The organism is Vicinamibacteria bacterium, assembly GCA_035570235.1.
Taxonomy (GTDB): domain Bacteria; phylum Acidobacteriota; class Vicinamibacteria; order Fen-336; family Fen-336; genus DATMML01.
Window position 1 is genome coordinate 1 of record DATMML010000066.1, and the last position, 23,187, is coordinate 23,187.

Sequence of the window (23,187 nt, forward strand, 5' to 3'; positions counted from 1 at the left end):
CGCTATGGTCGGGGCCGTAATGTTGGTGGCGGCGGTGAGCGCGCACATCAGGAAGGGTTTTTTCGCGCACAACGGTGGTTACGAGTACACCCTGGTGCTCGGCGCAACCGCCGTCGCCCTGGCGTTCACCGGGCCGGGTAACTTCGCGCTGGATCAGGCGCTCGGAATCTCTTGGTCGGGCGAGGCCTGGGGCCTGGCAGCCCTGGCCGCGGGCTTGGTCGGCGGCGTCGTTCCGCTACTCGCTCGAAAGACGGCGCCAACGTCATCTTCGGAGCAGGCCGCCTGAGACCCCATTGAGTAACAAGGACTAAGGAGGAGAACGTGAGTCGTAGGGTTGAACATGTGATCTCGGCGCACCGTCAGCTAGAGGGCGGCGGTTTTGTCGTCCGGCGTCCGTTTCCCACCGCCGAGTTGCCCCTCGTTGATCCATTCTTGCTGCTCGACGAGATGGGGCCGGCGGACTACGGTCCGGGCGAGGCCAAGGGCGCGCCCGACCATCCCCACCGCGGATTCGAAACCGTGACCTACATATTGGAGGGTCAGTTCGAGCACGAGGACTCTGCCGGGAACAGGGGGACGATCGCCGCGGGCGACGTGCAGTGGATGACGGCCGGGAGCGGCGTCGTGCACTCCGAGATGCCCGCGGAACACATCCGAGAGCGGGGCGGCCGCATGCACGGCTTCCAGATCTGGGTCAACCTGCCCGCGCGCGACAAGATGATGGCGCCGCGCTACCAGGAGGTGCCCGCGTCTCGGATTCCTCAGGCCGCGACCCCCGACGGCCGCGGTCACGTTCGTGTCGTAGCGGGAGAGGCGCTCGGCGTTCGCGCCGTCATCGACACGCGCACGCCGATCGTCTACCAGGACTGGAGCCTGAAGCCGGGGGCGGTCGTAGAGCAGCCGCTCACCCAAGGTCACCAGGCATTCGCCTACGTCTTCGAGGGAAGCGCAGAAGTCGGGAGCGACGGTCAGTCGCTCCGCGACGGCCAACTCGGTCTGTTGGGGCCGGGCCCCAGCGTCCGGCTCGCTGTCCCCCGGGATGCGCCCGTGGGCGCCCGGCTCTTGCTCCTGGCCGGGGAGCCGCTGCGCGAGCCGGTGGCGCGCTATGGTCCCTTCGTGATGAACACGGAATCCGAAGTTCTGCAGGCGTTCTCAGACTTTCGGTCCGGCCGTTTTGCACAGATCCAGCGACCCTGACCGCTTGCCCGCCCGGTACCCGAAGGGTAGCCTTGCCCCGCCGTTCAAGGATACCCTTCGCGGTACCTTAGGTCAGCGCAGCGGAAGTCTGACCGCGCCAATTCACACTGTCGACGGACGCTGCGACGGGGAAGGGCGATGAGGACCCTGAGCCAGAGTCTCTTCCTGTGCCTGATCCTCGCGCAGGCCGCGCATTCGATCGAGGAGTACTACTTCCGTCTTTACGACGTGCTGGCCCCGGCGCGTTTCATCAGCGGACTAGTCAGCAGCAACCTGGCCCTTGGGTTCGCCATCGCCAACGGGGCCCTCGTCTTGTTCGGGCTTTGGTGCTACCTGGCACGCGTGCGCAAGGGGCACGCATCTGGGCGTGGCTGGGCGTGGTTCTGGGCCATTCTTGAAGGCGTCAATGGGGCCAACCACCTCATGCTGGCCGTGGGCTCTCGGGGCTACTTCCCCGGCGCCGCAACCGCTCCCCTCTTACTCGGCCTCTCGCTATGGCTCGGATGGACTCTCTCGCGGGCTGACCCGCCCAGCTCATAGGGGTCACGGTTCCAGCCCTGGGCCGACGGCGCTATCCGGCGACCTCGACGCTACTCGAACCAGGAAGCGATCGCACTCGTCGATCGGAGGACGGTGTCTCGGCGATCAGGGCCGGTGGAGACGATACCGATTTCGGCCCCCACCAGTTCCGCGAGGCGGTCTACATAACGCCGTGCGTTCTCGGGCAGAAGGCCGAACTCCCGGAGGCCGGCGGTAGGCGCCTGCCAGCCGGGGAGGGTCTCGTAGACGGGGGCGCAGCCTTCGAGCACCGCCATGTCCGAGGGTAGCTCGTGCAGGTTCTCTCCCTCCCATTTGTAGGCAGTGCAGACCGGGATTTCGGCCAGATGGTCCAGCACGTCCAGCTTGGTGAGAGCGATGGCGTCAAAGCCGTTGACACGCGTGGCGTAGCGAACGATCACGGCGTCGAACCAGCCGCAGCGGCGCGGGCGGCCTGTGGTGGCCCCGTACTCCTTCCCGCGGGCGCGAATCTCCTCCTCCCGCGGGCCTCCGATTTCCGTGGGCAGGGGGCCCGTGCCCACGCGGGTGGTATAGGCCTTGGCGATACCGAGGACAGCGTCGATGCGCGTGGGGGGGATCCCCAGGCCCGTGGCCGCGCCCCCCGCCCCCGCCGACGAGGAGGTCACGAAGGGGTAGGTGCCCAGGTCGAGGTCGAGGAGGGTGGCCTGCGCCCCTTCGAAGAGGATCGAATAGCCGTTGGCCAACTCCCGCTGCAGTGCCAAAGACGCATCGCCGATCCGCGCGCGCAAGCGATCTCCGAAGCCCGTGAGGTCCAGGACGAGCCGATCCCAGTCCACCTCGGGCGAGCGCCCGGCGCCGCGGAAGACGAGCTCGAAGTGGCGGCGGGCCTCCGCGAGCTTGGCCGGCAGCGCCGCCGGACGCAAGAGATCTCCCATGCAGATCCCGCGGCGCCCCGCCTTGTCCTCGTAAGCGGGCCCGATCCCCCGGTTGGTGGTGCCGATCCTTCGGGGTCCCCGCAGCTCCTCGGAGAGCAGCTCCAGGGCTCGGTGGTGAGGCAGGACCAGGTGGGCCCGATCGGAGATGAGCAGGTTCTCGTCCACGGTCACGCCCCGCCCGCGCAGCTCGGCGATCTCCACCTCTAGAGCCCAGGGATCGATCACCATCCCGTTGCCCATCACGCAGAAGATGCCGGGATGGAGGACGCCGGAGGGGATGAGATGAAGGACGAATTTCTCGCCCTCGACGATGACGGTGTGGCCGGCGTTGTGGCCCCCGTTGTAGCGGGCCACGACCTGGACCTTGTCCGTCAGGAGGTCAACGAGCTTCCCCTTGCCCTCGTCGCCCCACTGGGCGCCGGCGATCACGATGTTGGGCATGGAGAAGCGGTTGGGCTAGTCGAGGAGGGGGGCCGGGGCTGCAGAGGGCCCGGGCTCGGCTTCGGCCTCGAAGGTGTAGCTGCACTGCTCGCCCAGCTCCCGCAGGTCTTGGGCATGGAGCGGGAAGAGCCGACACTGGGCGAACCGTTTCTCGTAGATCCGGCACGTATACTGACCCTCGGCGTCGGTGCCGAGAAACGGGCACTGGAAGAGAATCTTGCAGCAGGCCCCGCACCGATTGCACTCCCCCTTGCGCCGGGCCAAGAGAGCGGAGGTATCCTCCTTCAGCACGCTCGCCTGGATGAAGCGCCGGACCTTGCCCCGCACCTGCAGGCTCATCAGAGCCCAGTCAGCCATGCCCACTCCTTGCTAGAACTAGACCACTTGAGCCGCCGATTCTACCCGACGCCCAGGCCAGCGGCAAGCGCCCGGGGCCATGCTATAGTCCCCGGGTCCCGCACCGCCAATCGGATGAGCTCCTCCCCGCATCCCGGGCCCGTGGTTCTGGACGGCGGGGCCTTGAACCTCCAGGCCCTCGAAGCCGTGGCCCGACAGGGGCGCACGGTGACCCTCGACGGGAAGGCCCGGGAGGGCGTGGCCCGCGCCCGCTCGGTGGTGGATGAGGCGGTGGCCCGCGGCACCGTGGTTTACGGTATCACCACCGGCTTCGGGAACTTCGCGGACGTGGTAATCCCGGCCGATCGGCTGCGGGAGCTGCAGCTCAACCTGGTCCGCAGCCATGCCGCGGGCGTGGGCGATCCCCTCGACGAGGCGGAGACGCGGGCCCTCATGGTCCTGCGCGCCAACGTTTTGGCCAAGGGCTTTAGCGGCATCCGCCCGGAGACCCTGGACCTCCTCATCGAGATGATCAACCGCCGCATCCACCCTCTGATCCCGTCCCAGGGCTCGGTGGGCGCGAGCGGCGACCTGGCGCCGCTCGCCCATCTCGCCCTCGCCCTCATCGGCGAGGGCTCCTGCATCCACCGGGGCCACCTTCACCCGAGCATGGAGGCGCTGGGGGCGGCCGGCCTCCGCCCCGTCGTCCTCGAGGCCAAGGAAGGCCTCGCTCTCATCAACGGCACCCAGCTCATGACCGCGGTGGGCGGATTGGCTCTGGCCGAGACCATCCGCCTCGTCTGCACCGCGGACGTGGCCGGGGCCCTGACCTTGGACGCCCTCAAGGGGACGGACGTGGCCTTCGATCCCCGGATCCACGCCGCCCGCCCCCATCCCGGCCAGGGTACCGCGGCCCGAAACTTGAGGAAGCTTCTCGCGGGTAGCTCGATCCGCGAATCGCATCGGGACTGCGGCAAGGTCCAGGACGCCTATTCCCTGCGCTGCATCCCCCAGGTGCACGGCGCCGCCCGCGACGCCCTGGCCTACGTGACCAGCACCTTCCTGGTCGAGCTGAACGCGGCCACCGACAACCCCATGGTCTTCGCGGAGACGGGCGATATGCTCTCCGGCGGCAATTTCCACGGCGAGCCGGTGGCAATCGCCGCGGACGTACTCTCGATCGCGGTGGCGGAACTCGGGGCCATCAGCGAGCGGCGGACGGAGCGGCTCGTCAACCCCGCCCTCTCCGACCTTCCCGCCTTCCTGGCCCGCGATGGCGGGCTCCAGTCGGGTTTCATGATCGCCCACGTCACCGCCGCCGCCCTGGCCGCGGAGAACAAGACCCTCGCCCACCCCGCGAGCGTGGACTCGATCCCCACTTCGGCCAACAAGGAAGACCACGTGTCCATGGGCGTGGGCGCGGCCCGCAAGGCGGCGCGCGTAGTCGCCAACACGCGCCGCATCCTGGCGGTGGAGCTCCTAGCTGCCTGCGAAGCCCTCGAGTTTCACAAGCCCCTGCGGACGTCGCCCCCCCTGGAAGCCGCCTACCGCCTCGTGCGCGAGCGCGTCCCTCCCCATGATCGGGACCGCTCGCTCTCCCCGGAGATAGAGGCGGTGGCAGACCTGGTGCGCACCGGCGCCATCGCCGAGGCCGCGGGGAAGGTATGCGGTGTCCTGGAGTGAGGAGGCGGTCATGAGCGCCTTCGAGCCCCCCCTACTAGAAGGGGGCCGGGCCGGCGACCCTCGCCGGAGCGAGTCTCGCCACCACCCGGGGGGGATGTGAGCGCCGCCCCCTCCTCCACCCGCACCATCCGCGCCCCGCGGGGTAGCACCCTGTCCTGCAAGTCCTGGCAGCAGGAGGCGGCCCTCCGCATGCTCATGAACAACCTCGACCCCGAGGTCGCCGAGCGACCCGGAGATCTCGTGGTCTACGGCGGGATCGGCAAGGCCGCGCGCAACTGGGCCTGCTTCGACGCCATCGTCGCCTGCCTAAAGGAGCTCGGCAACGACGAGACGCTGCTCGTCCAGTCCGGCAAGCCGGTGGGTGTCTTCCGCACGCACCCCGATGCGCCCCGGGTCCTCATCTCCAACTCCATGCTGGTCCCGGCCTGGGCGACCTGGGAGACCTTCTACGAACTGGACCGGAAGGGTCTCATGATGTACGGCCAGATGACGGCCGGCTCTTGGATCTACATCGGCACCCAGGGAATCCTGCAAGGCACCTACGAGACGTTTGCGGAGGCGGCCCGCCAGCACTTCGGGGGCTCGCTCGCGGGGCGCTTGGTCCTGACCGCGGGCCTGGGAGGGATGGGGGGGGCCCAGCCCCTCGCCGCCACCATGAACCAGGGCGTGATGATCGCGGTCGAGGTGGACCGCCAGCGGATCGAGCGCCGCCTTCAGACCGGCTACCTCGACGAGACGACGGAGAGCCTGGAGGAGGCCCTCGCCCGCGCCCAGGCCGCCCGTCGGGAGGGCCGGGCGCTCTCCATCGGCCTCCTGGGCAACGCCGCCGACATCATGCCGGAGTTGGCGCGGCGGGGAGTGGTGCCCGATCTCCTCACCGACCAGACGAGCGCCCACGATCCCCTGAACGGCTATGTCCCCAACCGGATGGGCTACGAGGAGGCCCTGCGCCTCCGCCGGGACGAGCCCACCCGCTACATGGCGGAGGCGCGCCGGAGCATGGCCGAGCACGTGCGGGCCATGCTGGACCTGAAGCGGCAGGGGGCGGTGGTCTTCGACTACGGCAACAACATTCGGGCGGAGGCCAAGAAAGCGGGGGTCGCGGAGGCTTTCGACTTCCCGGGCTTCGTGCCTGCCTACATCCGGCCCCTCTTCTGCGAGGGTAAGGGGCCGTTCCGTTGGGTCGTGCTCTCCGGAGATCCCGCCGACCTCGCCGCCACCGATGAAGCAGTCCTGCGCACCTTCCCCCAGGACCAGGCCCTCCACCGCTGGATTACCCTCGCTCGCGAGCGGGTCAAGTTCCAGGGCTTGCCCGCCCGCATCTGCTGGCTCGGCTACGGTGAGCGGGCCCGGATGGGGAAGGTCTTCAACGACCTGGTGCGCTCGGGCGCGGTGACGGCCCCCATCGTGATCGGTCGCGACCACCTGGACGCGGGCTCCGTGGCCTCGCCCAACCGGGAAACGGAGGGCATGAAGGACGGCTCCGACGCGGTGGCCGACTGGCCCATCCTCAACGCGCTCTTGAACGCGGTCGCGGGCGCCACCTGGGTCTCCGTCCACCACGGGGGCGGCGTGGGCATGGGCTACTCCATCCACGCGGGGATGGTGGTGGTGGCGGACGGTACCCCCGAAGCCGCGGTCCGGCTGCAGAGGGTGCTCACCACCGACCCCGGCACGGGCGTGATGCGCCACGTGGATGCCGGCTACGAGCGCGCGGCCGCGGTCGCTCGCGAGCGCGGGCTCCGCATTCCGTTCCTCGATCAGGCCCGTTGACGATGGCCCGCTTCGAGGTCCCCCGGCCGGGCCTCGTGGAGAGCTTGCGGGCGCGGGCGATCGATCGGGGCCCCCTCCTCCTCACTGGCCCCCCCGGCGCGGGGAAGACCACCCTCCTCCAAGAACTGGCCGGGGTCCTGGCCCGGGACGGTTGGCGGCCGGTTTACCTGGACCTCATGGCCGCGGCTTCCTCCCCCGACCGCTTCGTCGCCGCCGCCCTCGACGTCCTTCCCGCCGACCAGTTCCGCGATCGCCTGGCCCAGGCCACGGAGATCCGGCGCCTCGCCGCCGCGGGGCGGCAGCGGAGCGCGGACGCGGTGCAGGCGCTCTTCGCCCTCTGGTCCTCTCTCGATCAAGCGGCGGGGCGGCCGGTGGCGCTCCTTCTTGACGAAGCCACCGAGATCCGCTCCCTGGCCTACTTCCCCGGCCTCCGACAGGCGCACAAGACCCTCGGCGCCGCTCTGGGGGCGCGGCGACGCGGGACCGTGCTCGCCACCTCCTTCCACACCCTGGCCCGGGAGCTCTGGCCGGGTCTGGACGCCCTCGCCGTCCCTCCCCTGTCCGCGGCAGACCTCGCGCCCGTGCTGCGCGCGGCGGGCATCGCGGCCGCGGCGGAGGCCCTCGCCCTCGCCTCTTTCGGCTGGCCGCGGCATGTTCACGTCCTGGTGGCACGCCTGGCCGAGGGGGCCGACCTTGTCGCGGCCTGGGCGGAAGAGATGGCCGGGGGGGGCCGGCTGGAGCTGGCCTGCCGACACACGTACGAGTCGCTCCTCCTGCGCAGCCGCGGCTACGGGATCTGCAAGGCGGTACTGGCCGCGGTCGCCCGTGAGGAGGGTCTGAACCTCACCGCCCTCGTCGCACGCCTCGGCCGCACCCCCGGCGCCACCCGCGACTATCTGCAGTGGCTGGTGGGAGTCGACGCTCTAAGGGTGGTGAAGAAGCGCTACTACTACGTGGACGGGCTCGTCCGCCAATGGGTCCGGCTGCACGGGCGCGGCGCACCCCCCACCGCGGCCGAGCTACTGGCCGCCGCCCGGGAACTAATCCGGCCCGACGGCCGCGCCCCGCAGGCCCCCGACACCCCGCCCCCGGCAGCGCCCGCCCTCCCCCGCCGCGACACCCTCATGGAGATCGACTAGCCGAGGTGCGGCTCTAGGAGCTTGACGAGGGCCTCCTTGGACATCTTGCCCACGCGCTGCTCCAGCACCTGGCCCCCCTTGAGCACGATCAGGGTGGGCATGGCCGTGATGTTGTACTTGAAGGGAACGTCGTTGTTCTCCTCGACGTTGAGCTTGCCCACCCTCAGCCGACCCTTGTAGAGCTGGGCTACCGCCTCGATGTCAGGCACCATGGCCAAGCATGGCTTGCACCATTCCGCCCAGAAATCCACAAGGACAGGCTGGACCGAGGCCAGAACCTCACCCCAGTTCTGGTCCGTGAAGGTTTCGATCTGCTCGGACATCCGCCCGACCTCCCGTGTTGACGACCCCGAAGCGTTCGGAGTCAGTGTCCCGACGTGCCGTTCCGTCTTCCCCGCGGCGGACCGCGGCAACCCGGTGGGGCCGCCGTGCTCTGACGTCCGGGCCCTCCCGGACCCCGCCGGCTGAGCGGGCCCGTCAACAACCCATGGTATTACGAACGGACGCCGAGCTGGGTCCACGACCCCTTGGGGCGACCTCGGCACGGCCGCCGCCCGCGCTCAAGGGTCACGCTGTCCAGGGCAAGACGTCCGGAACTCAGGCCTTGGCCCGCGCTCGCCCGTAAAGCTCCACGTAGGCTCGCGCCGACCGCTCCCATGAGAAGTCGCGGGACATGCCATTGCGCATGAGCTTCTGCCAGGCCTTCTCGTCCCGGTGGGCGGCCAGGGCTCGATCGAGGGCCCAGATCAAGCCCGTCCCATCGGCCTGGTCGAAGCGGAAGCCGGTGCCCTGGCCGGTGGCGTCATCGTAGGGCTCCACCGTGTCCACCAGGCCCCCCGTGGAGCGCACCACCGGCACGGTGCCGTACCGCAGGCTGTACATTTGCGTGAGGCCGCAGGGCTCGAAGCGGGACGGCATCAGAAAGATGTCGGCCCCGGCCTCGATCTTGTGGGCCAAGGCTTCGTCGTAGGAGAGGCGCACCGCAAAGCGGGCGGGGTCGCGACGCTCGAGGGCTTTCAGGCCATCCTGGATGGCGGGCTCCCCCGTGCCCAGGACCACCATCCGCAAGGGTCGGTTCAGCAGGTCGTACCAGGCGTCGGCCACGATGTCGAGGCCCTTCTGCCAGACCAGGCGCGAGATGATGCCGATCACGGGAAGGTCCGGAAACTCGGGGAGGCCGAGGGTGCGCAAGAGGTCGGCCTTGCACGCGGTCTTGCCGGAAAGATCGGCCGGGGCGTAGCGCTTGGCGATCAGCGGGTCGATCGCGGGGTCCCACTCTTCGTAGTCCACTCCGTTCAGGATCCCCGCCAAGTCCCCGGCTCGCGAGCGCAGGATGCCGTCGAAGCCGTGGCCATATTCGGGGGTCTGGATCTCCCGTGCGTGTTGGGGGGAGACCGTGTTGACGACCTCCGAGAAAACGATGCCCCCCTTCAGGTAGCTCACGGTGCCGTGGAACTCTAGGGCCTCGCTACTGCCCAGGTTCCAGGGCAGGCCGAGCAAGCCCACGGTGTCGGTGCCGAATCGCCCCTGGTAGGCGACGTTGTGCACGGTGAGGACGCTGGGGGACCGGTAGAGGGTCGGGTCGTCCCAGTAGAAGGCCTTCAGGTAGACGGGGACGAGCCCGGCCTGCCAGTCGTGGGCGTGGAAGACGTCGGGCCGCTCGCCGCGGCTCCGGAAGTACTCGAGGGCCGCGCGGGAGAGGAAGGCGAAGCGGAGCCGGTTGTCGTCGTAGTCACCGTAGGTCTCGGGCCGGTCGTAGAAGGGCGGGTGTTCCACGAAGACGACATCCACGCCGGGCCCGACCGAGGCTCGGTAGAACCCCGCGCTGCGGCTGGTGCTGTCCACGGGCACATGCACCGATCCCGCGAACTCTCCAGGCGGGAACTTTATCGCCGCATAGCGGGGCATCACCACGGTCACGCGGTGCCCCAGGCGGGCCAGGGCCTTGGGCAGGGCGGCGGAGATGTCGCCGAGGCCCCCCGTCTTCACATAGGGGACCATCTCGGAGGTGACGAACGCGATGTGGAGCTTCTCCGCCATGTCTTCCGGGACGAAGGAGACAGGCTAGCAGAGGGCATTCAACACGGTCAAACACCAGCGCCCACTCACACTCCGGTCTGGCCAAAATTCCACAATCTTGGAATGGCTGATCCAAGCCCATGAAGACACGCTCTTACCGGCGGCTCGGGGCGTGCCGCCATCTCGCTGATTGACAACCCATTCCGCCGGAATCCCCCGGCGGCGCGCGCATGGCATGCCGCTTGCGGTGTCCACTGTGTTGTTTCCCTGGAAAGACAGACGCTTATAAAGCGCGGAAAGAGAAGGAGGCACATGCGGATGAAGATTGCGCTCCTGGCTGGGGCCCTGGCCCTGTTGGCCCTACCAGCTCTCCCCCAGACGAACCCCACGGGGACGATCTCCGGAAAGGTGGCCGATCAGCAGGGACTGGCGCTTCCGGGCGTAGCAGTCACGGCTAATTCGCCGAACCTGCAGGGATCCCGCTCCGTCACGACCTCGACCAACGGCGACTACATCATTCCGTTCCTGCCCACCGGTGACTATACAGTCACCTTCGAGTTGGCCGGCTTCAGCACGGTCAAGCAGAGCGTGCGGGTCGCGCTGGGGGCCGCCGTCCCCCTGAATGCGGCCTTGACCGTCACCGTCGCGAGCGAGACGGTGAACGTGATTGGTCAGGCCCAGGGGGACTTCGGGCAAAACGCGGCCCTGGCCACCAGCTTTAAGGCCGCCCTCGTGGAGAAACTGCCCCTCCAGCGGACCTTCGTCTCCGCCGCCCTCCTCACGCCGGGCGTGGAAAACACGGGACCTAACGGCGGCCTCACGATCAACGGTGCCATGTCGTTCGAGAGCCTCTACGTGGTCAACGGCGTCGTGGTGAACGAGAACATCCGGGGACAGGCTCTCAACCTCTTCATCGAGGACGCGCTGCAGGAGACGACGACCACCACCGCCGCCATCTCCGCCGAATACGGCCGCTTCCAGGGCGGCGTAGTGCAGGCGATCACGAAGTCGGGTGGCAACGAGTTCTCGGGCTCCTATCGCATGACCTTCGATAACGACAGTTGGAGGTCGATCACCCCCTACCCCAACGACAAACGGTCGGACACCCTGGTCAAGATCCAGGAGGTAACGCTGGGCGGCCCGATCTTGAAGGATCGGCTCTGGTTCTTCGGGGCGGGTCGTTTCACCGGCGACTCGACCACCACGGGCACCACGAGCTTCACCAACATCAACTTCCCGGACGTCCTTAACCAGAAGCGCTACGAAGGCAAGCTCACCTGGGCCCTGAATGCCAACCACAACTTCCGGGGCGCCTTCACCAAGATCCAGGACAAGGAAAACGGGAACTCCTTCGGCACGATCATGGATCTGGCGAGCCTGGTCAACCGCGAGACGCCGCAGGACCTGCTCTCGGCGAACTACACCGGGATCCTCAGCCCCAAGTTCTTCGTGGAAGGCCAATACTCACGGCGGCGCTTCACCTTCGTCGGCTCCGGGTCGCTGTTCACCGACCTGGTCCAGGGCACGCTTCTTCGGGATCAGTCACGGGGCAGTGCGCGCTACAACTCGCCTACCTTTTGCGGCATATGCGACCCTGAGACGCGCGACAACCAGAACGTCACCGCCAAGGCTACCTACTTCGCCTCCACGGGCAGCCTGGGCTCCCACAGCGTGGTCTTCGGCTTCGACATGTTCGACGACAAGCGCCTCTCGAACAACCACCAGTCGGGAAGCGACTTCCGCGTCTTCACCACGTCGGCGATCATCCAGGGTACCGGCGCCAGCAGCCAGATCTTCCCGGTGCTGGACAGCCGGACGTTCATCCGCTGGACGCCCATCTTTGTGAACTCGGTGGGCAACCGCTTCCGCACCGTGTCCGGCTTCGTAAACGACGCCTGGACGTTCGACCGGCACTTGAGCTTCAACGTCGGTGCGCGCTTTGACAAGAACGATGGCCAGGACAGCCAGGGTAATACGGTCGTGAAGGACACCGCCATCAGCCCGCGCGTGTCGGCCACCTTCGATCCGAAGGGAGACGGCACCTGGACCATAAACGCCGCCTACGGACAATACGTGGCGGCCATCGCGAACAGTGTCGGCGATGCCGGGTCCGCGGGCGGCCAGCCGGCCACCATCGACTTCGCCTACGGCGGGCCGGCGGTCAATGTCGGCAACCCGGCGAACCCGACCTCCACCAAGGACGCCCTCACCACACTCTTCGACTGGTTCAACGCCAACGGGGGCACCAACCGCCCCATCCTCGGCTCCCCCAGCATCCCCGGGTTGAACACGCACATCAACAGCACCCTAAAGTCGCCAAACTCGCGGGACATTACCCTGGGCCTGACCCGACGCCTCGGCACCCGTGGCTCCGTGCGCGTGGACGGCGTCTACCGTAAGTTCCACGACTTCTACGTCACCCAGATCGACCAAACCACGGGCCGCGTCAGCGACCAGTTCGGCAAGCAGTTCGACCTCGGCATCGTGGGCAACACCGACGCCCTCGAGCGAACGTACAAGGGCCTGAACTTTCAGGTTAGCTACCGGGCGACCAGTCGATTGGGCTTGGGCGGCAACTACACCCTTTCCCACCTGACGGGGAATTACGAGGGCGAGAACGGCCCTAGCGGGCCGGTCACGAGCACCCTCCTCTCCTACCCGCAGTATTTTGATCCAACCTGGAACTCACCGGTGGGCGACCTCAACGGCGACGTCCGCCACCGGGCCCGGGCCTGGGCCACGTGGGACGTGCCGCTTCCGGCGGCCGTGGGCTCGCTCAGCCTGGGTCTCCTGCAGTTCTACAGCAGCGGGACGCCGTACGGGGCCGTCGCCACCATCGACACCCGGCGCTATGTGCAGAACCCCGGCTACCTGACCCCGCCTTCCCAGGAAAACTACTACTTCACGGCCCGGGATGCCTTCCACATGGATGACCTCTGGCGCACCGACCTCGCCATGAACTACGCTCACAAACTCGGATACAAGAAAGCCGAGCTCTTCTTCCGCGGGACGGTGGTCAACATCGTCAACCGGCAGGCCCTGACCAATTTCTACGGGGGCGTCAACGGCCTCTTGGACGTTGGTTGCGGTACCGGCGGCTGCATCGACACGACCGTTCTGGTGAACCGCACCAGCGCCAGCCTCGCCCCCTTCAACCCGTTCACGGACACGCCGGTGGAGGGTGTCAACTGGCGCAAGGCCGCCTCGTTCGGAAAGCCGACGAGCCGCTACGCCTACCAGACGCCGCGGACCTACGAGTTCTCGGTCGGCTTAAGGTTCTAAGTTCGCAGCTCGTTTCCCTTGGCCCCGGGGCAACCCCGGGGCCTTTTTTTTTAGGGGCTTGCGGGCGGCCACGGTCCGCCACACGTGGGTGGGCCGGTCATCGGGCACGGGCGGAGGGCCTCTTTCAAATAAGGATGGCGTCGCGGCGGGACGGTCCAGAGGGGGCGTCTCCAGGCCGCGATAGCCATAGGCGGGGAGATGGTCGGCACCCTGGTGTCGATGGAGACGAGCACGACCGGCGCACCCGTGAAAAGGGGGATTTGTTTCCGGGACCGCGGCAGGCCCCGAGAGCCCCGGCGGCCGAACACGAGCGCGCCGCCCCACCCAGGCTTCGCATCCCCGCGCAGAGTGCCCTCCGCCCGGCGTCCCGCCGTTCCGGGCCTCGGTCGGGGCGCTCAAGTGCTACCCTGCCCGCGTGCCCCGCCTCGGCCAGCACTTCTTACGTTCGGCTTCGGTTCAGCGCCTGCTACGGGCCATCGAGCCCCGTTCCAACGAGACCTTCTTAGAGATTGGCCCCGGCACGGGCGCCCTCACCCTGCCCCTGGCCGGACTCGCCGCCCGCGTGGTCGCGGTGGAGGTGGACACGGCGCTCGCCCGCCGCCTGCGCGCGCGGGCTCCGGCCAACGTTGAGATCGTGGAGGCCGATGCCCTGCACGCAGACCTCGGGGCCCTCGTGCCCGCGGGCAGCCGGCTGGCCGGGAATCTGCCGTATTACATCTCGAGTCCCCTGCTGCGCCGCTTCCTTGACCTGCGCGGCCACTTCCGCGACCTGCACGTCATGCTCCAGGAAGAGGTCGCGCGGCGCGTGGCCGCGGGACCCGGCTCACGCGAGTACGGAATCCTTTCCGTTCTCTACGGCCTTTGGGCCGACGTCGAGATCGCTCTCCGCTTCGCGCCCGGGGCCTTTGAGCCCCCTCCCCGAGTAGGCTCGGCGCTCCTGCGTGTCCGCTTTCGAGGCCGGCCGCTAGCCGAGGTGCCCGACCAGGCGGCCTTCGAACGGCTGGTGCAGAAGGCCTTTTCCCGCCGCCGCCGGACACTTGAAAACAACCTTCGAGATAGCTATCCTAACCTCAAGCATCACTTGAGGTTGCTCAACCTGGCGGGGTCACGGCGTGCGGAAACCCTATCTGTTGTGGAGTTTGCGAAACTGGCAACGGCCCTCGTGCTAGACTAGCGTCTCCAGAAGGCACTGATGAACGCGCCCACAGACGAGCGCCCACTGCGCCTCATACCGCTCGGTGGTCTCGGCGAGTTCGGGCTGAATGCCCTGGTCGTAGAGTGGCAGGGTCACCTGTTGCTCGTCGACGCGGGCGTCCTCTTCCCGAGCGCCGACATGCCGGGAGTCGACTCGATCGTGCCCGACTTCCAGTACCTGGCCGAGCGCCGCGAGCAGATGCACGGGATCGTCCTCACCCATGGCCATGAGGACCACATCGGAGCCCTGAGCTTCGCCCTGCAGGCCGCGCCCGCACCTGTTTACGGCAGCGCCCTCACCCTGGGCTTCGCGGCCAGGCGGTTGCGCGAACGCGGGGTGAGCGCGGATCTGCGCACGCTCATCCCCGGCTCCCCGGTCGAGATCGGGCCCTTCCGCCTGCATCCGATCCGCGTGGCTCACAGCGTGCTCGATAGCCTGGCCTTCGCCATCGAGACCCCGGCCGGGGTCGTCCTCGCCAGCGGGGATTTCAAGATCGACCCCACCGCTCCCCCTGAGGAGAGCACCGACCTTGCCGCGCTCTCCGCTTGGGGTGACCACGGCGTCCTGGTCCTGCTCTCCGACAGCACCAACGTCGAGCAGACGGGACCGACGGGAGGCGAGGACGACGTGCTCCCCGCGTTTCGCGAGGTGCTGGACCGCACGCCGGGGCGGGTGCTGGTCTCTTGCTTCGCCACCTCCATTCCCCGCATCCAGCGCGTGGCGGACCTAGCCCGAGCCCGCGACCGGTCCATCGCCTTCCTCGGGCGGCGCATGATCGACAACACGGAGGTGGCCCGCGAGCTGGGCCAGCTGCGGATTCCGGAATCGTCGCTCCTCTCCCCGGAGTCTCTCCGTGAGAGCCAGGCCGGGGAGCGGCCGCTGGTCTTCGTCTCCGGCAGCCAAGGGGAGCCGCTCTCCGCTCTCTCCATGATCAGCGTGGGCGAGAACCGGGACCTGGGGGTGGGCCCCGGCGACACCGTCGTTTTCTCGGCCCGCGCCATCCCCGGCAATGAGCGCGCGGTCTCCCGCGTCATCAGCAACCTCTTTCGTCTGGGCTGCGACGTGGTGCACCCCGGCACGGCCCGGGTGCACGTCTCCGGCCACGGGAACCAAGGCGACCTCGTGGAGCTCCTGACCCACGTGCGCCCGCGCTACCTGGTGCCCGTGCACGGCGAGTACCGGATGCTGGCCCAGCACGCCCGCCTCGCGGCGGCGGCGGGCATGCCTGCCGATCGGGTGCTCGTGGCCGAGGACGGCGAGGTCTTGGCCCTCGGTCCCGGGGGCGCGCGCAAGGAAGCGCGGGTGGCGGCGGGCCGCATCCTCCTCGACCGGGGAGGGGCGGGCGAGGTGGAGGACGTGGTGGTCCGGGACCGCCGCCAGCTCTCCTCGGACGGGATCGTGGTCGCGATCGTGGTCCGGGACCGACAGACCGGCGAGCTGGAATCGCCTCCCGAGATCGTCACCCGCGGCTTCGTGGACGCGGGCGAAGAGGCGGAACTGAGGGCGGAGACGGGCCGGCTGGTGGAAGAGGCGGTAAAGGCCCGGCCCCGGGAAGAGCGGCTGGACAGCGAGCTGACCAAGGAACGGGTGCGGCGGGAGCTGCGTCGCTTCTTCCGCCGCCGGACGCAGCGGCGGCCGATGGTGATCCCCGTAGTGATGGAGGTCTGAGAGGACGATGGGCACGGAATCGAGGAGATCGACACGGGGCGCGGAGCTTCTGGGCTTCTTGTCCTTCGGCCTAGCGCTGATGTTGCTCATCAGCCTGGCTACCTTCAACCCCCACGACCCCGCTCCCTTCTTCCGGGCCGGGGCCACGGGACCCGCCCGCAATTTCATCGGCCCCGCGGGGGCCTTCCTGGCCGAACTCCTGGTCCCGCAGCTCTTCGGGGTGACCGCCCTGCTCCTGCCCCTCGTGCTGGGCCTGGCGGGCTGGAAGCTCTTCTGGTGCAAGCCCATCGAGGCCCCCTACACCAAGGGGGCCGGACTTCTGCTCATGCTTCTCTCCCTGACCGCCTTCGCCACCCTGACCTTCGGCACCGTGACCTTCGAGGCCGAGCCCGTGCGGGCGGGAGGTGCGGTAGGTGAGCTGCTGGCCGCGCTGCTCACCAAGGACTTCAACCGCACGGGGGCCTACATCGTAGTGGCCACCACCCTATTCGTGAGCCTCATCCTCTCCACCCAGTTCTCCTTCGCCATCCTTCTGAATGAGGTGGGGGCGCGGACGGGTGGCCGCTTCCAGTCCCTGCGCACGGCCTGGGCCCACTACCTGGAGACCCGACGCAAGGAGAAGATGCGCCGGGAGGTGATCCGCAAGCACACCCAGAAGGAGGCCCCGGAGGGAAGCGAGAGTCTGCCCCGCGTCCGCAAGGCCAAGGCTTCCCAGGGGGAAGCGGAGGAGGGGGGCGACCCCCGCCCCCTGCCCACGCAGAGGGCACTGCCCTTCGTCGCGGAGCCGGCGGGAGATGTCGAGCTGGACGCCCGCCCCGAGGAGGCTCCCCCGCCCAAGCGGCGCCGGGCGCCCGCCCCCGAGGTCAAGGGCGACTCCTCTCTCCCTCCCCTCGCCATCCTCGACGAGATCCAGTCGGGGTCGAGCGTGGACCACGAGCGCCTCTATGAACGGGGCCGCATCCTCCAGGCCAAGTGCGGGGAGTTCGGCGTGCTCGGTTCGGTGAAGGAGATCCACCCCGGCCCCGTGGTCACGACCTACGAGTTCAAGCCGGACGCGGGGGTGAAGTACTCGAAGATCGTGACCCTGGCCGACGACCTCGCCCTCGCCCTAGAAGCGGAGTCCATCCGCATCGACCGCGTCAGCGGCAAGGGCAACGTGGGGATCGAGCTGCCCAATGACGTCCGGGAGACCATCTACCTGCGCGAGATCCTGGAGTCGGACAGCTTCCGCAAGGCCCCCGGCCGAGTCACCCTCGCCCTGGGCAAGACGGTGGGGGGCGACCCCTACGTCACCGACTTGGCGAGCATGCCTCATCTCCTCATCGCCGGTTCCACGGGGACGGGGAAGAGCGTTGGCCTCAACTGCATGATCTCCAGCATCCTCTACAAGTCCACCCCGGACGAGGTGCGCCTCATCCTGATCGATCCCAAGCGGCTCGAGCTCGGGGTCTACGAGGACATTCCGCATCTGCTCACCCCCGTGGTCACCGACGCCAAGGTGGCTTCTAACGTCCTCAAGTGGGCGGTGGCGGAGATGGAGAAACGGATCCGCAAGCTGGCCTCGGAGGGCGTGCGCAACATCGAGCAATTCAACAACATCATCCGGGCCGAGCGGGCCACCGCGGAGGGCGAAGAGGAGTTGCGCCCCCTGCACTACATCGTGATCATCATCGACGAGCTGGCCGATCTCATGATGGTGTCCTCCCACGAGGTGGAGGAATCCATCACCCGCCTGGCCCAGATGGCGCGGGCGGTGGGAATCCACTTGATCCTGGCCACCCAGCGGCCGTCCGTCGACGTGCTCACCGGCCTCATCAAGGCCAACTTCCCTTCCCGCATCTCCTACCGGGTGGCGGCCCGGGTGGACAGCCGGACCATCCTGGACTCCATCGGGGCCGAGCACCTTCTGGGGCGAGGGGACATGCTCTTCCTCCCCCCCGGGAGCGCCCGCCTCACCCGCATCCACGGAGCCTTCGTGACCGAGCAGGAGGTCGCGCGCCTCACCGCCTACCTCCGCAAGGCGGGCCGGCCCCAGTACGACGAGAGCGTGGGCAAGGCCGAGCGGGCGGCGGAGACGGCCGCGGTACTGGACCGCGACGATCTCTTCGACGAAGCGGTGCGCTTCGTGGTTCAGAGCGGGCAAGCTTCGACCAGCATGCTGCAGCGCCGGTTCCGCATCGGGTTCTCGCGCGCGGGCCGCCTCGTCGACCTCATGGAGCGCGACGGCATCGTGGGGCCGGCGGATGGGTCCAAGCCCCGCGAGATCCTGGTTGCTCCCGACTACTACGAGACCGTGGATAGCTGGCCGAAGTGAAAGTCGCGTGCGGCACCGTCGGCGGGCTGGTCCTGATCGCGGCCCTTCTTGCCCCTGCCCCGGCCGATGCCGCCCGCCCCGACGGAGCGCTCTTCCAGGAGGCCCGGCACGCGGAGGCGACCCTCCACGCCTCCCCAAAGCTCCAGGCCGACCCGACCGTGTGGGAGCACGTGATCATGCGCTACCGCAAGGTGGTGGCGCGCTACCCCAAGAGCGGATACTGCGACGACTCCCTCCTGGCCATCGGCAACCTCTATCGCCAGATGGCGGGCCAGTTCAAGATTCCCAAATACAACGACGACGCCGTGCAGGCCTACAGGGCCCTGGTGGCGGAATACCCGAGCAGCCGGCTGGGCGAGAAGGCCCTCTTCGCCGTGGTCGAGGTGGCCCAGGAGTCGGGAGACCGCAAGCGCCTAGCGGAGGCCGGCCGCGCCTACCTGGCCGCCTGTCCGGACGCGGAGCGGGCGGCGCAAATCAAAGCCTTGCTCCGCAAGAAGGCGCCCGTCCAGGCGGCTGCCCTCCCTAGCCCGCCCCCGCCCGGCCTCGCCCAGGTCTACGACCTTCGCTTCTGGAGCGGCGAGTCCTCAACCCGCGTGGTCATCGATCTGGAGAGGAAGATCCCCCTCCGTTACGACCGCATCGCCGATCCGGACCGGCTCTGGGTGGACCTCGTGGGCACGCGGCTCCACCCGAACCTCACCTCCCGCAGTTTCCCGGTGGGCGATGGGCTCCTGGAGAAGGTCCGCATCGGCCAGAACAAGGACGACGTGGTGCGGGTGGTCCTGGACTTCAAGGACGTGAAGGAGCACTCCGTCTTCTATCTCGAGGACCCCACCCGAACGCGGCTCGTGGTCGATGTGCGGGGGACCCCCCGGCCCGGGGAGGCCCCGCGCTCATCCGCCGCCCCCGGGCCGACCGCCCTCGCTTCACCGGAAACCATCGACCGGCTGCCCTCCCGGCGCATCACGGCCATGTTGGAGCCGCTGCCGGGCGCCTCCCGCGCCAGGCCCAACCCAAGGCTCGCCATCGACGGCGGAGAGCCGGTCCGCCGCGCCGCCGGCCCCGTCCCCCCCGCGCCCCCCGAGGTCAACCGGGCGGGCTCCTACAGCCTGGCCCGCCAGCTCGGGCTGGGGGCACGGCGGATCGTCATCGACCCGGGCCACGGCGGCCACGACCCCGGCACCATCGGGCGGGGCGGCCTCCAGGAAAAGGACCTCGTCCTCGACGTCTGCCTGCGCCTGGAGAAGCTCGTCCGGACCGAACTGGGAGCGGAGGTCATCATGACCCGCGCCAGCGACTCCTATGTCGCCCTGGAGGAGCGCACCGCCATCGCCAACTCCAAGGCCGCCGACCTCTTCCTTTCCGTCCATGCCAACAGCAGCCGCAACCCCACCGCCCGCGGGATCGAGACCTACTTCCTCAACTTCGCAGGGACCCCCCACGCGGAGGCGGTGGCCGCCCGCGAGAACGCGATCTCTGCCGCCACCCTGAAGGACCTGCAGGGCTTGGTCAAGGCCATCACCCTCAACAGCAAGATCGACGAGAGCCGGGACTTCGCGGCCTCCATCCAGGAGGCCATGGTCGAGCACCTGCGGACGCGCCACCCCGTCGAGGATCGCGGCGTCCACACCGCCCCCTTTTACGTGCTCATCGGCGCCAACATGCCGAGCATCCTGGCCGAGATCGCCTTCGTCAGCAATCCGGATGACGAGAAGCAGCTCAAGACCAACGAATACCGCGAGCTCATCGCGCAGAGCCTGCTCAAAGGCGTGCGCAGCTACCTCGAGGCCTTGAGCCGTACCCAGACCCGCCAATTGACGGGCTCGGGCCGGCGATCTACAGTGGCGGAGAGGGAGGCAAGCCGCTAACCGCCCGTGGGAGCCGTGACCTGGATCCGCGTGGAGAAGCCCACCTTTGACCTGGTGGGGGTCCTTCTCTCCTCCCTGGAGCTGACGGGGTTCATCCTCGCCCTGGCCGTGGTTCTGGGTATCCTGCTCGGGGTCAGTCTCATCCGGAGGCGCCGGGCGGGGTTGGCGGAAAATCAGCCCCTCTCTCTCTACAGCGACCCTCGCCGCCCCTGAGCCTTTCCCGTCCCCTACCCCCCTAACGCCCCGCGTCATTCTACTTGACCCAAATGACGCGTTGCGTTATATTGCCCGCATGGAGGGGACGGGGGCAGCCCGCATCATCAAGCGCTACCAGAACCGCAAGCTCTACGATCCGGCCACCCGGCGCTACGTGACCCTGGAAGAGCTGGGGGCGTGGGTGGCGGGGGGGCAGGAGGTCCAGGTCCAGGACCAGAAGTCGGGCCAGGACACGACGGCCCTCACCCTCGCCCAGGTCATGCTGGAGGGCATCAAACAAAGCACGGCCCGCATCCCCCGCCAGGTCCTGGCCCGCGTGATTCGTCTCGGCTCGAGCGTGGGGGCAGGGCTGGAGTGGGCGCCTGAGGAAGCGACCACCCGGGCTCGGGAGGAGGCGGAAAAGATCGTGGGTGGCCTTCTCACCCGGGGCCGCCTCACCCTGGAAGAGGCCCTCACCCTGCGCCAGGAAATCGCCCAAGCCGTCCAGCGCATCGTGGCCGAGGCCCAAGCGGGGATCGAGAGCCGCATCCGCAGCCTCCTGGAGCGGGCGGCCCCGGGGAAGGCCAACCCATCCCTGCTCGCCCTCAAGGGTCGCCTCGAGGCCTTCGAAACCACCCTGGGGAAACCGCGGGCTCGCAAGCGCGGCCCCCGTGAGAAGAAACAACGGACCGCTTGAACGGGGCGGGCCGCGCAACGATCTATTGAAGGGAGTTCGTCATGGCAAAGAGAACGAAGTCGGCCGGCCGCAAGGCACCGCAGCCCGCGCGGGTGGCGCGCACGGCCCCCCACGCGAAGACCGCAGGCGCGCGGCTAAAGGATACCTGGTACGCGACCCTGGGGGCCTTGACCTCCGCGGAGGAGAACTTGGAGAAGCAGGTCCGGCGTCTGCTCAAAAGGAACAAGGTCACGACGAGGGACGCGTCCGCCATGCTGAAGGACATCGGCGCCCTCATCGGCCGCGAGCGCAGAAGGGCGCTGAAGGACCTCGACGGGCGTATGAAGGCCCTCCAGGCCCGCGTGCGCAAAGAGCGCAAGGCAGTGAGCCGCACCGTGAATGACGCCGTGCACGCGGCCTTGGCCGCGGTCAACATCCCAAGCCGGCACGAGGTACACGAGCTGACGCGCAAAGTGGACGAGCTGTCCCGGAAGATCGATCGCTTCAAGCGCTGAACGCTCCCGCCAGCCGGGGAGGGATGTCTTAGACTCTGGCGGGGGTTTGAGTGAGCAGGCTCAACGGGGCGGGGCGGCGGCGTGAGCGGCGATCGAGAGTGGCCCTGGTGTGCGCGGGGGGCGGGGTAACGGGGGCCCTCTACGAGATCGGGTGCCTACGGGCTTTGGACGAGCTCCTCGACCGGAGCGTGATGGACCTCGATCTCTACGTGGGCATCAGCGGGGGGGCTTTCGTGGCCTCCCTGCTGGCCAGCGGCGTATCGCCCGCCGAGATGTACGAGCAGGTCACTTCCCGAACCCGGAACCCCTTCGGGGCCACCTCCGCCCCCCTCTACCGCCTGGGGATCATGGAGTTCCTGAGGCGGTCGGCGCGGGCCCCGCGCGTTCTCAAGGAGGCGCTCGCGACCGCCCTCACCGGTGAGGGGGGGAGCATCTCCGATCTGGCGCTCTCCCTTTTCGAGCTCCTCCCCCCTGGTCTCTTGGAGACCTCCGGGCTCCAGGAGTACCTGAGTCGGCTCTTCAAGAGCCGCGGTCAGGCGGACACCTTCTCGGGCCTGGCCCGGGAGCTCTACGTGGTGGCGGTCGACCTGGACCGTGGAGAGTCGGTGGCCTTCGGGGAGGAGGGGCATCGCAACGTCCCCGTTTCCCGCGCCGTCCAGGCGTCCGCCGCCCTCCCCGGCCTTTACCGCCCGGTGCGCATCGGAAAGCGCGACTACGTGGACGGAGGGGTCAAGAAGACGGCCCACATCAACCTTGCCATTCGGCACGGGGCGGACTTGGTCATCTGTATCAACCCGATTGTTCCGATCTTGAACCGGGCAGCGGGTGGGCGCTTCAAGGGTCACCTCAGCAGCCACGGCGTCACCTACGTCCTCGACCAGGCCCTGCGCATCATGCTGCACGGCCGCATGGAGTACGGGCTGGAGCGCTATCGGGCCGAGCACCCGGAGGTCGACATCCTGCTCATCGAGCCCGGCCGCGACGACATCCAGATGTTCGCCTACAACATCATGCGCTACAGCGCGCGGCGGGTCGTGGCCGAGCACGGGTACCGCTCCGTGCGCGCTTTTTTCCGCGATCACCACCGCCGCTACGGGCGCCTCCTGGGGCGGCACCAGCTCCACCTCAAGCATCCCGATCGAGTCCCAAAGGCACCGTCCGCCGATGTCTTTCGGTCGCCGCTGGGGCGCTCCCTGGCCGGATCCCTGGACGCGCTGGGCTCGCGGCTGCGGGGCCGACGCTCCCGTCCGCGGCGCCGCCCGGACTAAGCGGCTAGCCGAACCAGACCGAACGCCGACGGGCCAGGCGGCCGTCGATCATGCCCTGGATCGTCGAGCGCACCTGTTCCGAGAGACGGTTCACGAGGATGGGATCCTCGGCCGCCTCGGCGCCGTAGGTCCCGGTGGGGACGGGGTCGCCGAAGTCGATCGAC

General features: G+C 68.6%; 19 protein-coding genes. 15 read left to right on the forward strand and 4 right to left on the reverse strand.

What is annotated here, in order from left to right:
• The 3 genes from VN461_12040 to VN461_12050 all read left to right on the forward strand — a co-directional run.
• A partial coding sequence (locus VN461_12040; protein HXB55510.1) for a DoxX family protein occupies positions 1–286 on the forward strand: 286 nt, incomplete at its 5' end.
• Positions 287–321: 35 nt separating this feature from the next.
• The gene (locus VN461_12045; protein ID HXB55511.1) at positions 322–1,197 is read left to right on the forward strand and encodes a pirin family protein; all 876 of its coding nucleotides are present in this window, start codon (positions 322–324) and stop codon (positions 1,195–1,197) included.
• A 138-nt stretch (positions 1,198–1,335) separates the two neighbouring features.
• A complete protein-coding gene (locus VN461_12050; GenBank protein ID HXB55512.1) occupies positions 1,336–1,737 on the forward strand; it encodes an HXXEE domain-containing protein in 402 nt (133 codons plus the stop codon).
• Positions 1,738–1,787: 50 nt separating this feature from the next.
• Here the strand turns inward: VN461_12050 and VN461_12055 are convergent, their stop codons facing one another.
• On the reverse strand, positions 1,788–3,092 hold the full coding sequence (locus VN461_12055) for an adenylosuccinate synthase (GenBank protein ID HXB55513.1): 1,305 nt from the start codon (positions 3,090–3,092) through the stop codon (positions 1,788–1,790).
• A 15-nt stretch (positions 3,093–3,107) separates the two neighbouring features.
• Entirely contained in the window at positions 3,108–3,449 is a 342-nt protein-coding gene (locus tag VN461_12060) for a hypothetical protein (protein ID HXB55514.1), read from the reverse strand.
• Positions 3,450–3,563: 114 nt separating this feature from the next.
• Between VN461_12060 and hutH the strand changes: the two genes are divergently transcribed.
• From hutH to VN461_12075, 3 genes are all read left to right on the forward strand, one after another.
• Positions 3,564–5,111, forward strand: a complete 1,548-nt coding sequence (gene hutH / locus VN461_12065; GenBank protein HXB55515.1) for a histidine ammonia-lyase — start codon at positions 3,564–3,566, stop codon at positions 5,109–5,111.
• A gap of 126 nt (positions 5,112–5,237) precedes the next feature.
• The gene (hutU, locus tag VN461_12070; protein ID HXB55516.1) at positions 5,238–6,884 is read left to right on the forward strand and encodes a urocanate hydratase; all 1,647 of its coding nucleotides are present in this window, start codon (positions 5,238–5,240) and stop codon (positions 6,882–6,884) included.
• 2 nt (positions 6,885–6,886) lie between these two features.
• Positions 6,887–8,023 (forward strand): ATP-binding protein, encoded by a 1,137-nt coding sequence (locus VN461_12075; GenBank protein ID HXB55517.1) that lies wholly within the window; start codon positions 6,887–6,889, stop codon positions 8,021–8,023.
• Here the strand turns inward: VN461_12075 and trxA are convergent.
• The gene (trxA, locus tag VN461_12080; GenBank protein HXB55518.1) at positions 8,020–8,346 is read right to left on the reverse strand and encodes a thioredoxin; all 327 of its coding nucleotides are present in this window, start codon (positions 8,344–8,346) and stop codon (positions 8,020–8,022) included. The two genes, VN461_12075 and trxA, sit on opposite strands and share 4 nt — an antisense overlap.
• A 274-nt stretch (positions 8,347–8,620) precedes the next feature.
• A complete protein-coding gene (gene glgA / locus VN461_12085; protein ID HXB55519.1) occupies positions 8,621–10,063 on the reverse strand; it encodes a glycogen synthase GlgA in 1,443 nt (480 codons plus the stop codon).
• A gap of 297 nt (positions 10,064–10,360) precedes the next feature.
• Between glgA and VN461_12090 the strand changes: the two genes are divergently transcribed.
• The 9 genes from VN461_12090 (at position 10,361) to VN461_12130 (ending at position 23,023) form a co-directional block, all read left to right on the forward strand.
• The gene (locus VN461_12090; protein HXB55520.1) at positions 10,361–13,324 is read left to right on the forward strand and encodes a carboxypeptidase regulatory-like domain-containing protein; all 2,964 of its coding nucleotides are present in this window, start codon (positions 10,361–10,363) and stop codon (positions 13,322–13,324) included.
• Positions 13,325–13,739: 415 nt separating this feature from the next.
• Positions 13,740–14,498, forward strand: coding sequence for a 16S rRNA (adenine(1518)-N(6)/adenine(1519)-N(6))-dimethyltransferase RsmA (rsmA, locus tag VN461_12095; protein ID HXB55521.1), 759 nt, complete (start codon positions 13,740–13,742; stop codon positions 14,496–14,498).
• Positions 14,499–14,516: 18 nt separating this feature from the next.
• Positions 14,517–16,187 (forward strand): ribonuclease J, encoded by a 1,671-nt coding sequence (locus VN461_12100; GenBank protein ID HXB55522.1) that lies wholly within the window; start codon positions 14,517–14,519, stop codon positions 16,185–16,187.
• A 7-nt stretch (positions 16,188–16,194) separates the two neighbouring features.
• On the forward strand, positions 16,195–18,501 hold the full coding sequence (locus VN461_12105; protein ID HXB55523.1) for a DNA translocase FtsK: 2,307 nt from the start codon (positions 16,195–16,197) through the stop codon (positions 18,499–18,501).
• Entirely contained in the window at positions 18,498–20,369 is a 1,872-nt protein-coding gene (locus VN461_12110; GenBank protein ID HXB55524.1) for an N-acetylmuramoyl-L-alanine amidase, read from the forward strand. The genes VN461_12105 and VN461_12110 overlap by 4 nt, the downstream gene beginning before the upstream one ends.
• Before the next feature lie 15 nt (positions 20,370–20,384).
• Positions 20,385–20,582: a hypothetical protein gene (locus VN461_12115; protein HXB55525.1), complete on the forward strand. Its 198-nt coding sequence runs from the start codon at positions 20,385–20,387 to the stop codon at positions 20,580–20,582.
• A 61-nt stretch (positions 20,583–20,643) separates the two neighbouring features.
• Positions 20,644–21,261: a polyhydroxyalkanoate synthesis regulator DNA-binding domain-containing protein gene (locus VN461_12120; protein ID HXB55526.1), complete on the forward strand. Its 618-nt coding sequence runs from the start codon at positions 20,644–20,646 to the stop codon at positions 21,259–21,261.
• A gap of 41 nt (positions 21,262–21,302) precedes the next feature.
• A complete protein-coding gene (locus VN461_12125; protein ID HXB55527.1) occupies positions 21,303–21,755 on the forward strand; it encodes a phasin family protein in 453 nt (150 codons plus the stop codon).
• Between the two features lie 50 nt (positions 21,756–21,805).
• A complete protein-coding gene (locus VN461_12130) occupies positions 21,806–23,023 on the forward strand; it encodes a patatin-like phospholipase family protein (GenBank protein HXB55528.1) in 1,218 nt (405 codons plus the stop codon).
• Positions 23,024–23,187: the final 164 nt, after the last annotated feature.